10 protein-coding genes are annotated in these 13,332 nt (G+C 71.1%); 2 read left to right on the top strand and 8 right to left on the bottom strand.

Going from position 1 to position 13,332, the window contains the following annotated elements:
• Positions 1-56: 56 nt before the first annotated feature.
• The 3 genes from AB0N14_RS25955 to AB0N14_RS25945 all read right to left on the bottom strand — a co-directional run bounded on the left by AB0N14_RS25955 (position 57) and on the right by AB0N14_RS25945 (position 2,351).
• Entirely contained in the window at positions 57-962 is a 906-nt protein-coding gene (locus AB0N14_RS25955) for an ADP-ribosylglycohydrolase family protein (RefSeq protein ID WP_366028104.1), read from the bottom strand.
• 12 nt (positions 963-974) lie between these two features.
• A complete protein-coding gene (locus AB0N14_RS25950; RefSeq protein WP_366028103.1) occupies positions 975-1,634 on the bottom strand; it encodes a histidine phosphatase family protein in 660 nt (219 codons plus the stop codon).
• A 111-nt stretch (positions 1,635-1,745) separates the two neighbouring features.
• On the bottom strand, positions 1,746-2,351 hold the full coding sequence (locus tag AB0N14_RS25945; RefSeq protein WP_366028102.1) for a YdbC family protein: 606 nt from the start codon (positions 2,349-2,351) through the stop codon (positions 1,746-1,748).
• A 152-nt stretch (positions 2,352-2,503) separates the two neighbouring features.
• Here AB0N14_RS25945 and AB0N14_RS25940 point away from each other — a divergent pair, with 152 nt between their 5' ends.
• Positions 2,504-3,034 (top strand): TerD family protein, encoded by a 531-nt coding sequence (locus AB0N14_RS25940; protein WP_366028101.1) that lies wholly within the window; start codon positions 2,504-2,506, stop codon positions 3,032-3,034.
• Between the two features lie 58 nt (positions 3,035-3,092).
• On the opposite strand, the gene AB0N14_RS25935 is transcribed toward AB0N14_RS25940, so the two are convergent.
• Both AB0N14_RS25935 and nrdR read right to left on the bottom strand, forming a co-directional pair.
• Positions 3,093-5,981: a vitamin B12-dependent ribonucleotide reductase gene (locus AB0N14_RS25935; protein ID WP_366028100.1), complete on the bottom strand. Its 2,889-nt coding sequence runs from the start codon at positions 5,979-5,981 to the stop codon at positions 3,093-3,095.
• 150 nt (positions 5,982-6,131) lie between these two features.
• On the bottom strand, positions 6,132-6,692 hold the full coding sequence (gene nrdR, locus AB0N14_RS25930) for a transcriptional regulator NrdR (RefSeq protein ID WP_366028099.1): 561 nt from the start codon (positions 6,690-6,692) through the stop codon (positions 6,132-6,134).
• Between the two features lie 524 nt (positions 6,693-7,216).
• Between nrdR and lexA the strand changes: the two genes are divergently transcribed.
• Positions 7,217-7,996: a transcriptional repressor LexA gene (gene lexA, locus AB0N14_RS25925; protein ID WP_366028097.1), complete on the top strand. Its 780-nt coding sequence runs from the start codon at positions 7,217-7,219 to the stop codon at positions 7,994-7,996.
• A 208-nt stretch (positions 7,997-8,204) separates the two neighbouring features.
• On the opposite strand, the gene AB0N14_RS25920 is transcribed toward lexA, so the two are convergent.
• The 3 genes from AB0N14_RS25920 to AB0N14_RS25910 all read right to left on the bottom strand — a co-directional run bounded on the left by AB0N14_RS25920 (position 8,205) and on the right by AB0N14_RS25910 (position 13,054).
• Positions 8,205-10,178 carry an ATP-dependent DNA helicase gene (locus AB0N14_RS25920; protein WP_366028096.1) on the bottom strand — a complete coding sequence of 658 codons (1,974 nt, stop codon included), beginning with the start codon at positions 10,176-10,178 and terminating at the stop codon, positions 8,205-8,207.
• A gap of 144 nt (positions 10,179-10,322) precedes the next feature.
• Positions 10,323-11,099, bottom strand: coding sequence for a GNAT family N-acetyltransferase (locus AB0N14_RS25915; RefSeq protein WP_366028095.1), 777 nt, complete (start codon positions 11,097-11,099; stop codon positions 10,323-10,325).
• Between the two features lie 71 nt (positions 11,100-11,170).
• The gene (locus tag AB0N14_RS25910; RefSeq protein WP_366028175.1) at positions 11,171-13,054 is read right to left on the bottom strand and encodes an IucA/IucC family protein; all 1,884 of its coding nucleotides are present in this window, start codon (positions 13,052-13,054) and stop codon (positions 11,171-11,173) included.
• Positions 13,055-13,332: the final 278 nt, after the last annotated feature.

The following is a 13,332-nucleotide window of genomic DNA, read 5'->3' as shown; positions in this document are numbered from 1 at the left end:
TCGGCGGGCAGCCGGCCGGCCCCGATGGCGGGATTCCGCTCAGCGGTCCCCTCCGGCTACGAAAGCGACGGCGCCCACTCCGGCAGCCGCTCCGTTCGCTCCAGCCACTCCCCCGGCGGAGCCCCCGCCTTCCCGGAGGCCACCACTCCGCCGACGATCGCGCACGTCGTGTCCATGTCGCCGCCCACCTGGACGGTGGTCCAGAACGCCTTCGGGTAGTCACCGAGGGCGCGCGCGGCCGACCACAGCGCGAACGGCACCGTGTCGTGCGCCGTCGTACGCCGTCCGCAGCCGAGCACGGCCGCGACCGTCGTCGCGTCGCCGTAGTCCAGCATGTCCCGCGCCCGCCGCAGCCCCGCCGCGACGGCGCTCCTCGGTACCAGCGCGATCACCCCGTCGAGCAGGGCCTCGGCGCTCGGCGGCCCCGCCGGATCCGCGGCGAGGGCGGCCGCCCCGGCCACGGCCATGGCACCGGCCACGGCCTCGCGGTGCTGGTGCGTCGTGTACGCGGAGATCTCCGCCTGATGGGTCGCCTGCTCCGGGTCGTCGGCGTACCAGGCACCGAGCGGCGCGATCCGCATCGCCGCCCCGTTGCCCCACGATCCCTGCCCCTTGAACAGCGCCGCCGCCAGCTCGCGCCAGTCGCCGCCCTCCCGGACGAGCCTCAGCAGGCGGCCCACCGCCGGCCCGTAGCCGCGGTCGAAGTCGTGGTGATCGGCGAAGGAGCGGGCCAGCTCGTCCTGGTCGATGCGCTGGTGCGTGGCCAGCACGGACACCACCGAACAGGCCATCTCGGTGTCGTCCGTCCACTGCCACACGCCCGGCGGCAGCTCGCGGCGCTGGAGGAGCGGATAGTTCGCGGGAACGAAGAACTGTGAGCCCAGCGCATCCCCCACCGCGAGTCCGCGCAGACAGGCGAGCGCGCGCTCCAGGCGCCCGAGCGGAGAGAAGTCAGAGGTCATCGCCCTGCCACTCTAACCGGTGACCCAGTACGGATCCGGGTCCCGCCAGCGGTCGAAGGGCCGGTCGAGCCTGTACTTGCCGTTCTCCTGCAGCAGGAGCATGCGCGTCTCGCCGTTCCCGGGGTTGGACAGCGACTCGAATTCCGCGACCGTCCAGTGGAACCAGCGCATGCAGAACAGCCGCATGGCGAGCCCGTGGGTCACCAGGAGCACGTTCGACGGGTGGTCGGGCTCCTCGAAGCTGCGGAACAGGCTCTCCAGGAAGCCGCCCACCCGGTCGTACACGTCGGCGCCGGACTCGCCCTGCGCGAAGCGGTAGAAGAAGTGCCCGTAGGCGTCGCGGTACGCCTTCTGCAGCCGTACGTCCTCGCGGTCCTGCCAGTTCCCCCAGTCCTGCTCGCGCAGCCGGGGCTCCTCGCGCACACGGACGAGATCGGGGTCGAGGTGGAAGGCGCGGAGCGTCTCATGGGTGCGGCGGTACGGGGAGACGTACACGCTGACGCGTTCCCTGCCGAAGAGCTCCCGCAGCCGCTTGCCCGTCTCCTCCGCCTGCCGCCATCCCCTCTCGGTGAGCGGCAGCGCGTGGTCGGGCTCGCGCTCGTACACGGAGTCATCGGCGTTCCCCACCGACTCGCCGTGCCGGACAAGGACGATGCGCCGTGGTCGTGCCATGCCGAAACCCTAGATCGAGTGACGCCCGAACGGGCACCCGAGGGCCTCCATAAGGCGCAGGTCACACCGGAGCCACACCCAGAGGTCCGGCCGTTTTCCAAACGGTGGGTGTCAGACCGTCCACGTCGGCTCCAGCTCCACGATGTCCCCGGTGAGCGCCGCGACGTCCGCCTCCGTCTGTGCCCGCAGCGCCAGCCGCTCCACGCGCTCCTCCCGGTACTTGCCGTGCTCCGCCGCCGACTGCCACATGGACAGGATCAGGAACTCATGGCCCGGCGCCTCGCCGAAGAGTCCGCGGATCATGCCGGGTGAGCCCGCCATGGCCGGGTTCCAGACCTTCTCCTGCATCAGCGCGAAGTGCTCGGCGCGCTCCTCGTGGACCCGGCAGTGCGCGACGCGCACCAGGTCGGCGTCGGTGAAGCGGGGCTCGAAGCCGGTCTTCACATCGAAGCGGTGGTCGAAGAGCCGGACCTGCTGGTCCTTGAACGTGCCCGCCTGCGCGGCGGCCAGCCGGTCGTGCGAGCGCGCCATGAACGAGTCGTAGAAGGCGCGGCTCTCCCAGAACGCGAAGATGTGCGCCACGCCGGGCCTGACCCGGCTGAAACCCCCGCCCTGTCCCCGGAAGCCCGGCTCCCCCAGAAGCCCCGCCCACTTTCGCTGCCCCCGTTCGAAACCGCGGCGGTCGACCACGGTGCAGCGAATCCACTTGACCAGCACCGCGCCATCGTAAGGCCAGCTTGCGTGGCGTTGGTCACGCTCCTGCGGAGTGCACCCGAGCGAGCGCCCCGAGCGCGAGGCACAATGGACAACTGGCCCTCATGGAACGGGAGTTCCCACAAGGGCAGATGACAACGGGGAGGGAATGGGAGATGACCGGTCTCAACAAGGGCATCCGCAAGGTCGAACTGGCGGTGAAGTGGGACCCGAGTCCCTCCGACCAGCCGCCCACCGACCTCGACATCGTGGCCGCAACCTATCTGGCGGATGATCCCTATGGGGCCCCCGCCTATGTGGTGCATTTCGACAGCCGCTCCCCCGACGGCACGATCTATCTCAACCGCGACAGCCTGGACGGCAAGGGCTTCGGCTGGGACGAGGTCATGACCGTGGAGCTGTACCGGCTCGACGGCCGGTACGCGCGCGTGGTGGTCGGCGTCGCCATCCAGCAGCGAGCCGGACGCAGGACGTTCGTCGACGTCCTGAACCCGGCGCTGCGGGTCCGCGAGGACTACACCGTGCTCGCCGAGGACGACTTCGGGGGCGTCCTCGGCGCCACGGCGGCGAGGGTGGCGGAGTTCGTGCGCGACTCCTCCGGGGAGTGGACGTTCCACCCGGGCGTCCACGGCTTCGACACGGACCCGGAGGGCTTCGCCCGCGTCATGGGCCGGCCGCTCTCCTAGGGCCTGTCCACGCCGAAGGGCGGCACGACCACCGGTCGTGCCGCCCTTCGGGTGTCGGTCAGCTGCAGCCGCTCGTCGAGCCGCAGCCCTCGCAGATGTAGCAGGAGCCCGCCCGCTGCATCTTCGTGCCGCAGGAGAAGCACAGTGGGGCGTCCGCCTGGATGCCGAGCTGCATCTCCACCAGCTCGGCGCTGGTGTGCGCCTGCTTCGGGGCCGGCTTGGCCGCGGCGGACTCCGTCCTCGGCGTGGCGACCGCCTTCAGCTCCTGGGTGCGCGGGGCCGACTGGGCCAGGCCCTCGACGTCGACCTCCTCGTCGTCGATCGGCTCGTACGAACCGGTCTCCAGGTGGCGCTGACGCTCCTCGGCGGAGTGGATGCCGAGCGCCGAGCGCGTCTCGAAGGGCAGGAAGTCCAGGGCCAGACGGCGGAAGATGTAGTCGACGATCGACTGCGCCATCCGCACGTCCGGGTCGTCCGTCATACCGGCCGGCTCGAAGCGCATGTTGGTGAACTTGGAGACGTACGTCTCCAGCGGCACGCCGTACTGCAGGCCCACCGAGACCGCGATGGAGAAGGCGTCCATCATGCCCGCGAGGGTCGAGCCCTGCTTGGACATCTTCAGGAAGACCTCGCCGAGACCGTCGTCCGGGTAGGAGTTGGCGGTCATGTAGCCCTCGGCGCCGCCGACGGTGAAGGAGGTGGTGATGCCGGGACGGCCCTTCGGGAGGCGCTTGCGGACCGGACGGTACTCGACGACCTTCTCGACCGTCGGCTCCGCGGCGGGCTGCTCGGCCGGCTTCTCGGCGGTCTCCTTCTTCTTGGCGGAGAGGGGCTGGCCGACCTTGCAGTTGTCGCGGTAGATCGCGAGCGCCTTGATGCCCAGCTTCCAGGCCTCGAAGTAGATCTCCTCGACCTCCTCGACGGTCGCCGACTCCGGCATGTTGACCGTCTTGGAGATGGCGCCGGAGATCCACGGCTGGATCGCGGCCATCATGCGGACGTGGCCCATCGGGGAGATGGCGCGCTCGCCCATGGCGCAGTCGAAGACCTCGTAGTGCCCGGGCTTGAGGCCCGGCGCGTCGATCACATTGCCGTGCTCGGCGATGTGGGCGACGATCGCCTCGATCTGCTCCTCCTGGTAGCCGAGGCGGCGCAGCGCCTGCGGCACGGTGCCGTTGACGATCTGCATCGAGCCGCCGCCGACCAGCTTCTTGAACTTGACCAGCGCCAGGTCCGGCTCGACACCGGTGGTGTCGCAGCCCATGGCGAGACCGATGGTGCCGGTCGGGGCGAGGACGGACGCCTGGGAGTTGCGGAATCCGTTCTTCTCGCCGATCCGCAGCACGTCCTGCCAGGCCTCGGTGGCCGCGGCCCACACCGGGGTGTCGAGGTCGTCCATGCGGACGGCGGTGGCGTTGGCGTCGGAGTGCTGCTTCATGACGCGCAGGTGCGCCTGCTCGTTGCGGGCGTAGCCATCGTACGGGCCGACGACCGCGGAGAGTTCGGCGGAGCGGCGGTAGGCGGTGCCGGTCATCAGGGAGGTGATGGCACCGGCGAGGGCGCGGCCGCCGTCGGAGTCATAGGCGTGGCCGGTCGCCATGAGCAGGGCGCCCAGGTTGGCGTAGCCGATGCCGAGCTGACGGAAGGCGCGGGTGTTCTCGCCGATCTTCTGGGTCGGGAAGTCCGCGAAGCAGATCGAGATGTCCATCGCGGTGATGACCAGCTCGACGACCTTCGAGAAGCGCTCGACGTCGAAGGACTGGTTGCCCTTGCCGTCGTCCTTCAGGAACTTCATCAGGTTCAGCGAGGCGAGGTTGCAGGACGTGTTGTCCAGGTGCATGTACTCGCTGCACGGGTTCGAGCCGTTGATACGGCCGGACTCCGGGCACGTGTGCCAGTGGTTGATCGTGTCGTCGTACTGGATGCCGGGGTCGGCGCAGGCCCAGGCGGCCTCGGCCATCTTGCGGAACAGGGCCTTGGCGTCGACCTCCTCGATGACCTCGCCGGTCATGCGGGCGCGCAGGCCGAACTTCTCGCCGTTCTCGACGGCCTTCATGAAGGTGTCGTTGACGCGGACCGAGTTGTTGGCGTTCTGGTACTGGACGGAGGTGATGTCCTCGCCGCCGAGGTCCATGTCGAAGCCCGCGTCGCGCAGGGCGCGGATCTTCTCCTCCTCCTTCACCTTGGTCTCGATGAAGTCCTCGACGTCCGGGTGGTCGACGTCCAGGATGACCATCTTGGCGGCGCGGCGGGTGGCGCCGCCCGACTTGATCGTCCCCGCGGAGGCGTCGGCGCCGCGCATGAAGGAGACCGGGCCGGAGGCGTTGCCGCCGGAGGAGAGCAGTTCCTTGGAGGAGCGGATGCGGGAGAGGTTCAGGCCGGCGCCGGAGCCGCCCTTGAAGATCATGCCCTCTTCCTTGTACCAGTCGAGGATCGACTCCATGGAGTCGTCGACGGACAGGATGAAGCAGGCGGAGACCTGCTGGGGCTGGGCCGTGCCGACGTTGAACCAGACGGGGCTGTTGAAGCTGAAGATCTGGTGCAGGAGGGCGTACGCCAGTTCGTGCTCGAAGATCTCCGCGTCGGCGGGCGAGGCGAAGTACTTGTAGTCCTCGCCGGCCTTCCGGTAGGTCTTCACGATGCGGTCGATCAGCTGCTTGAGGCTGGTCTCGCGCTGGGGGGTGCCGACGGCACCGCGGAAGTACTTGCTGGTGACGATGTTGACCGCGTTCACCGACCAGAACTCGGGGAACTCGACGCCACGCTGCTCGAAGTTGACCGAGCCGTCGCGCCAGTTGGTCATGACGACGTCACGGCGCGCCCATTCGACCTCGTCGTACGGGTGCACGCCCGGGGTCGTGTGGATGCGCTCGATACGCAGCCCCTTGGCGGCCTTGGCGCCCTTCGCTCGGGAACCTCGTGCCGGACCGCTCGCCGTCTCTGTCATGCCGCCTCCCTGTATCGGGCAAAAACGCCCTGAAGTGCCCTTTTCTTCCCAAGGCACGGTGTTGTGTCTGCATGTCACGCGTGTCCTGCGCGGGCGCGCGTGACGGGTCTGTGTGCGCCGCCGACGGGGCCGACCGGGTCGGCCCGCCCGTCAGTCGGCGGCGGTGGCGGGCAGGAGGGCGTCGGCCGCCCCTCCGGACCCGCGGTCGGTTCCCTGGCGCTCCGCGTCAGTGGTCTCGTGGTCGTCTTCGTCCACGGCGGTGCGCTCCCGCTGCTGCCTGAGTTCCGCGATGGCGGCCTCGAAGTCCTCCAGCGAGTCGAACGCCCGGTAAACGGACGCGAACCGCAGGTAGGCGACGAGGTCGAGCTCCTGCAAGGGGCCGAGTATGGCCAGACCCACGTCGTGGGTGGTCAGTTCGGCGCTCCCGGTGGCCCGCACGGCCTCCTCGACCCGCTGGCCGAGCTGGGCGAGTGCGTCCTCGGTGACAGGCCGCCCCTGGCATGCCTTGCGCACGCCGTTGATGACCTTGGTACGGCTGAAGGGCTCGGTGACTCCGGACCGCTTGACCACCATCAGCGAACAGGTCTCCACGGTCGTGAAACGACGGGAGCAGTCGGGGCACTGACGGCGCCTGCGGATGGACGTGCCGTCATCGGTCGTACGGCTGTCGACGACACGGCTGTCGGGGTGCCTGCAGAAGGGGCAGTGCATGGCTCCATCCCTCCTTTTCAGCACGACACATGGACCTCATGGGGCTCACCGGCCCCACGAAGCAGCCCCAAGCATAGGCGATCTCGGTGACCGCGAAGACCGGGGGGACCACAACTTGTGGGTCACTACTGCAATCCAACCACTAGATGTAGCGATTGGCTCGTACATTCGGCGGCGACACGCGCGCCAGGGGCGTCTTGGCATGTGCCGCACGGCCATACCCGTTCGGGCCATGCGCGGATACGGTGGACGCCGCATGGAGAAGCGGGGCCGGTACGCGGCCCGCGGCGCGTCGGATGGCAGACTGGGCGCCGTCCGTGGCGGCCCACAAGGCCCTCGCCCCGGCGGTGAAGAGTACAGCAGCGGGCACTTCCGCCCGCTGGAAGCGGTGTCGGCTCAATACACCCGGAGAGTTGATCGCGTCAGGCAATTCCCGGTTTTTCACTCGAACGTGTGTTTGGCGCAACCTTTCGAAAGCAACTACCGTTGTGCTGCACGGGAGACCATCGAGAGGGGCCGACGACGTGACCACCACCGCAGACAGTGCCACCATCACTGCCCAGGACCGCTCCCAGGGCCGACTCGAGCCGGTGCATGCCATGAACGAAGCCACGAACCCGGAGGTGCCGAAGAGGTCCCTGCCCGGTCGACCTCCAGGCATCCGGGCGGACAGCTCCGGGCTGACCGAGCGGCAGCGCCGGGTGATCGAGGTCATCCGGGACTCGGTACAGCGGCGCGGCTACCCGCCGTCGATGCGGGAGATCGGCCAGGCCGTCGGCCTCTCCAGCACCTCCTCGGTCGCACATCAGCTGATGGCACTGGAGCGCAAGGGTTTCCTGCGCCGTGACCCGCACCGTCCGCGCGCCTACGAGGTGCGCGGCTCCGACCAGGCGTCCTCCGTGCAGCCCACCGACACCGCGGGCAAGCCCGCCGCGTCGTACGTCCCCCTGGTCGGCCGGATCGCGGCCGGCGGCCCCATCCTCGCCGAGGAGTCCGTCGAGGACGTCTTCCCGCTCCCGAGGCAGCTCGTCGGTGACGGTGAGCTCTTCGTCCTGAAGGTCGTCGGCGACTCCATGATCGAGGCCGCGATCTGTGACGGCGACTGGGTCACGGTCCGCCGCCAGCCCGTCGCGGAGAACGGTGACATCGTCGCTGCGATGCTCGACGGCGAGGCCACCGTGAAGCGGTTCAAGCGCGAGGACGGCCACGTCTGGCTGCTGCCGCACAACTCCGCGTACCAGCCGATCCCGGGCGACGAGGCGACGATCCTCGGCAAGGTGGTGGCGGTACTGCGGCGGGTGTGACCCCCCGCGGCGGGCGCACGGACGCCCGCCCCTGATCCGGGCCCCGGGACCCCTGCGCCGGTTCCGGGGCCCCATGCTGTCCGCGGCCGGGCACGGCGCAGGGGTCCCGGGGCCCGGAGCCGCGCGCTCCGCCTTCCTTCCCGGCCACTGCACCGCCGCGTGGGCTGGGCCCTCGTCGGCGCTGAGGGCGGCGCATGCGGACGGGGAGCTACGCCCCCTGGGCCTTCGCCGCCGCGTCGATCGCGGCCAGGGACTTCCGGACCTGGTTGCGGTCCGTCGTGTACCAGAAGTCGGGCAACGACGCCTTCAGATAGCCGCCGTAGCGCGCCGTGGCGAGCCGCTGGTCCAGGACGGCGACCACACCTCTGTCGCCGGACGCCCGTACGAGCCGGCCGGCACCCTGTGCCATCAGCAGCGCGGCGTGCGTGGCCGCGACGGCCATGAAGCCATTGCCCCCGGCCTCCTCGACGGCCTTCTGGCGGGCGCTCATCAGCGGGTCGTCGGGGCGCGGGAAGGGGATCTTGTCCATGACGACCAGCTGGCAGCTGGGCCCGGGGACGTCGACGCCCTGCCAGAGCGACAGCGTGCCGAAGAGGCACGTCCTCGGGTCCGCCGCGAAGTTCTTGATCAGCTCCCCGAGGGTCTCCTCGCCCTGGAGCAGGATCGGGAACTCGGGGATACGGGTGCGCAGCTCCTCCGCGGCGAGCTGGGCGGCCCGCATCGACGAGAACAGACCCAGGGTGCGGCCGCCGGCCGCCTGGATCAGCTCCGTCAGCTCGTCCAGCATGTCCGCGCGCTCGCCGTCCCGCGCGGGGCGTGACAGGTGCTTCGCGACATACAGGATGCCCTGCTTCGGATAGTCGAACGGGGATCCGACATCCACGCCCTTCCACTTCGGCGCGTCGTCGCCCTCCGTGCCCTCGGGGGCCAGGCCCAGGGACGCCCCGACGCCGTTGAAGTCGCCGCCCAGCTTCAGGGTGGCGGAGGTGAGGACGACCGAGCGGTCCGCGAACAGCTTCTCCCGCAGCAGCCCCGACACCGACATGGGGGCCACGCGCAGGGAGGCACCGAAGCGGTCATGGCGCTCGTACCAGACGACGTCCCACTCGGAGCCGTTGGTGATCCGTTCCGCGACGTCGTGCACGCCCTCCACGGAGGCCAGCGCCTGCTTGCGCACCGCGTCCTCGTCCTGGACGGACTTGTCACGGGTCGCGCCGATCGCGGAGATCACCGTGCGGCAGGCGTCGCGCAGCGCCATCAGTGCGTACGCGAGGTCCTCCGGGATCTCCTCCAGACGGCCGGGCAGGGCCAGCTCCATCAGCCGCTCGAAGCCCTCGGCCGCGGTCTGGAGCTGGTCGGCGGCCTTTTCGTTGACGAGTTTCGCCGCGCGGCGCACCGCACGGTTGACCTGGCCGGGGGTGAGCTCTCCGGTGGCGACGCCCGTCACCCGGGAGACCAGCTCGTGGGCCTCGTCGACGATCAGCACCTCGTGCTGCGGGAGGACCGGGGCACCCTCGATGGCGTCGATCGCGAGCAGCGCGTGGTTGGTGACGACGACCTCGGCGAGCTTGGCCCGCTCACGGGCCGTCTCGGCGAAGCACTCGGCGCCGTACGCGCACTTCGAGGCGCCCAGGCACTCCCGGGACGACACCGCCACCTGGGCCCAGGCGCGGTCGGAGACGCCGGGGGTGAGGTCGTCGCGGTCGCCGCTCTCCGTCTCCTGGGACCAGTCGCGCAGCCGCAGCAGGTCCTGGCCCAGCTTGCTGGTGGGCGCCGCGGCCTCGAACTGGTCGAAGAGGCCGTCCTCCTCGTCCTGCGGCGCTCCCTCGTGCAGGCGGTGCAGGCACAGGTAGTTCGACCGGCCCTTGAGCATGGCGAACTCCGGGCGGCGGCGCAGCAGCGGGTGCAGCGCCTCCACCGTGCGCGGCAGGTCCCGCTCGACGAGCTGCCGCTGCAGCGCCAAGGTGGCGGTCGCCACGACCACGCGCTCCCCCTGCGCGAGCGCCGGCACCAGATAGCCCAGCGACTTTCCGGTGCCGGTGCCGGCCTGGACCAGCAGATGGGAGCCGTCGTCGATCGCCTCCGCGACGGCCTGGGCCATGGCCACCTGGCCGGGGCGCTCCGTGCCGCCGACGGCTGTGACGGCTGCGTGGAGGAGTTCGGGGAGTGAGGGCTTTGTCATAGCGCGACCACCCTACGGTGCGGCACTGACAAACGGGCGCTGCATCCCTCGGCGCATGGAAGGCTCATGTGTGGTGCGGGGGTGCCGGAGTGGTGTGATGCGGGACGAGTATCGTTACGCACAGTGATGACGCTGGTGGAGGACCTAGAGCAGATGGCGCACGGCCCGGTCCCGGACCATCAGGGCGGCCCGCTTGTCGGGCAGGTCGACCTCGGCGGAGAACCGGAAGCCGGCGCTCAGGAACGCGGCGACGGAGGGCGTGTTGCGCAGGTCGGGTTCGGCGACGACGCGAGCGCAGGAGGGACGCCGGTCGAGGACGAGGTCGGCGACGCAGCGGAGCAGTGCGGAGCCGAGGCCGCGCCCGCGATCGGCGACACCGCCGATGAGGAGGTGGATTCCGGTGTCATGGGGACGCGCGGGGTAGTTGCGGGCCAGGGGGTCGAGGTCCGCGCGGTAGATCTCCCAGTAGCTCATGGGGGTGCCGTCCAGCACGCCTAGGCAGGGGACACTGCGTCCGTCACCGGCCAATTGGGCGCGCAGGTGCCGCTCGGTCACCGAGGCGTCTCCGGCGAGCTCCCAGAAGACCGCCACGGCGGGGTCGTTCATCCAGCGCACGATCAGCGGGAGATCGCGGCCGAGGCGGACCGGCACGAGGTGGAAGACACCCACGGGGGTGGTCGTGGCGCCCCAGTCCGCGACATGGTCGAGGAGGTCGTCGTCCGGCGGAAGGGCCGACGTGCCCGGCTCCTCCTGGACTCGGAGCGCCAGGAACTCCCCGGGCAGCCGTAGATCGAGGGTTTCCTCGCAGTCGGGGCCGGAGTTCGGGCTGGTGCCGGATGGAGCGCCGGCTCCCGGGCCCGGGGCGGTGCCGGGCTCCACGGAGGCGGTGCCGGTGTCGGTGCTCGCGTCGGTGGGAGGCACGGCGACGCTCCTCTCAGAAGACGGGACGGGGCATGTTCCTCGGGGATCGGGAGCGGTGCGTGACGGCCAGGTCAGGGATGGAGGGGGTTGGTGATGGTGACGTAGACGGACTGGGTGTCGACCGGGCCGACGAGTTCGTCCAGGCCGTGCAGCCGGGTCAGCAGATTGGCCTTGCACCTGAGGACGGGTGAGTCGAGCAGACGGGCCGGCAGGGATGTGCGCAGCCGGTCCGGACCGGTGGCGGCGTCGGCGAGGAAGCGGCGGAAGGCGGCGAGCAACAGCCGCTCGTCGGCGAGGTGTTGGGAGCCGAACGCTCCGATGAGACCGAGCACGTTGTTGATGCCGAGGTAGTAGGCGAAGCGTTCGTCGGTGACCTCGTCGGAGACGAACGTGTCGCTGTGCTCGCCGATGCCGGGCAACCGTGCGTCGAGTTCGGCGCGGCGGGACGCGCGGAAGTAGTAGCCCTGGTTGTCGCGGTAGCGGCCGCCGACGGGCCAGCCCTCGGCGTCCAGCAGGAGCACGGTGTTCTGCTGGTGTGCCTCCAGGGCGATGCCGGCCTCGCTGTCCAGCCAGAGCACCGGGCGGACCACGTGGTGGAGGTAGCGCAGGAACCACTCGGTGGCGACGGCCCCGCGCGAGCGGCCGGTGCGCCCGGCGAGACGGGTGACGATCTCGGCGAGCCGGGAGCACACGGCGGGGCGCCGCTGTCCGTCGGGGTGCGGACGGGGCCTGGGCGAGACGAGTCCGGCGACGCAGGAGGCGTCGTCGGCCGGGGCGAAGGGGTTGTGGCGGATCACCACGTCAAGTCCGGCCAGGGGGTTGCCGTCCTGGTCGTCGACGGCGACCCAGGCCGGGTCGCGGACGATGTCGAAGCCGGGGTGCGCTGCGCGCCACTGCTTGCCGAGGCCGCCGCGCAGCAGGCGGTGCACCTCGACGCCCCGGTGGAGTTCCTTGCGGAGGTTCTCCCGCCGGGAGTTGGTGATGCGCAGGCCCAGCGACAGCTTGAGCATCGCGGGGGCGCCCGAGCGGTGGACGGTGCGGACGGAGGAGGTGGGGTGCCAGGGCGTGCCGTGGGGGCCGAGGTCCCGGAGGAGTCCGGCGCCCAGCAGAGCGGCCGCCTCGGGGCGGTGCCGGATCTCGCGCGCCTGCCAGGGGTGCAGCGGCAGTGCGGTGAAGCCCCGGGGCAGCGGGAGGTCCGGGCTGGCGAGCCGTTCGGTGAGCCGGTCGGCGGGCAGGGGCCGGCCGCCTTCCGTCCATGCCGAGTCGGCCGCGCACACCGAGGGCGCGACCGCGAACCAGTGCAGCGGGAAGGAGCCGCGCAGCTCGGGTGAGTAGAGCCGGGCCTCGGCGTCCGAGAGGCCCTCGCGGCTCTTGGCCGTGGGGTGCATCGGATGTCCGAGCAGCAGGGCCTGTTCGGCGGAGAGGAAGAGGTCCGCGCCGTCCGCGGGACGCTCTCGGCGGTCGGTGAGGAAGGTGGCGGTGCGGCGTGCGGAGTCGGCGACACGGGCCAGCAGGTCGGTGACGTGGTGCGGCACGGCGCCCGGTGCCGGGGCCGGTGCGGCCACGGCGGGGGCGGGGGCGGGGGCGGCCACGGCGGGGGCCGGTGCGGCCACGGCGCCCGCCGTCTCCCGTGCCAGCAGTGCCGCCACCGTCACCGCGTCCACGGGCGGGGCCTGCTCCGGGGCGCCGGCCAGGCGGGCGAGACCGAAGCGGTGCCAGCCGGTGGGGGACCAGTGGTGGACCGGAACGAGGAGGGCCGTGCCGCCGGCGCGGAGCGGGATGCGCAGGGTGCCGTCGGCGGGAGCGGCGAGGTCCTTCTCGCGGACCCAGCAGCGGAGCAGGTTCTCCACGGTCGCGGCCTGGGCGGCCGTGTGCGGGTCGGGGTGGTCCAGAGGGTCGGCGACGGTGCCGTGCGGCTCGTCGGCCTCCGGTGACGTCGCCTGCTGCGAGGGCAGCGTGCCGGGCACCGGAAGCACGGTGGCCTCCGCGTGGCCGGTGCCCCGCGTGGGGGCGGGGCCGTGACCGTCGGAGGCGGGGCGGTCTACGTCGTGGGCGGGGCCGTCGTGGGCGGGGGTGGCGTTCAAGGGCGTACCTCGTGAGGTCGTTCCGGCTCGTCTGGCGACGGGCCGGGAGGTGCGGGAGCGGGTGCGGATGCGGATGCGGTGGCCCCGGGACCGGTGAAGGTCGTACGGGGTCGACGGAGGTCGTGCAGGGCCCCCGGCCGGTCCTCGTG

It is taken from the genome of Streptomyces sp. NPDC051104 (assembly GCF_040682835.1).
In the GTDB taxonomy this organism is placed as follows: Bacteria; Actinomycetota; Actinomycetes; order Streptomycetales; family Streptomycetaceae; genus Streptomyces; species Streptomyces cynarae.
Note: the sequence above shows the minus strand (reverse complement) of the source record. Positions and strands in the feature narration are given on the sequence as shown.

Coding starts and splice junctions, on each gene's coding strand:
- AB0N14_RS25955 (WP_366028104.1), bottom strand. CDS start 962: ATGACCTCTGACTTCTCTCCGCTCGGGCGCCTGGAGCGCGCGCTCGCC.
- AB0N14_RS25950 (WP_366028103.1), bottom strand. CDS start 1,634: ATGGCACGACCACGGCGCATCGTCCTTGTCCGGCACGGCGAGTCGGTG.
- AB0N14_RS25940 (WP_366028101.1), top strand. CDS start 2,504: ATGACCGGTCTCAACAAGGGCATCCGCAAGGTCGAACTGGCGGTGAAG.
- AB0N14_RS25935 (WP_366028100.1), bottom strand. CDS start 5,981: ATGACAGAGACGGCGAGCGGTCCGGCACGAGGTTCCCGAGCGAAGGGC.
- nrdR (WP_366028099.1), bottom strand. CDS start 6,692: ATGCACTGCCCCTTCTGCAGGCACCCCGACAGCCGTGTCGTCGACAGC.
- AB0N14_RS25920 (WP_366028096.1), bottom strand. CDS start 10,178: ATGACAAAGCCCTCACTCCCCGAACTCCTCCACGCAGCCGTCACAGCC.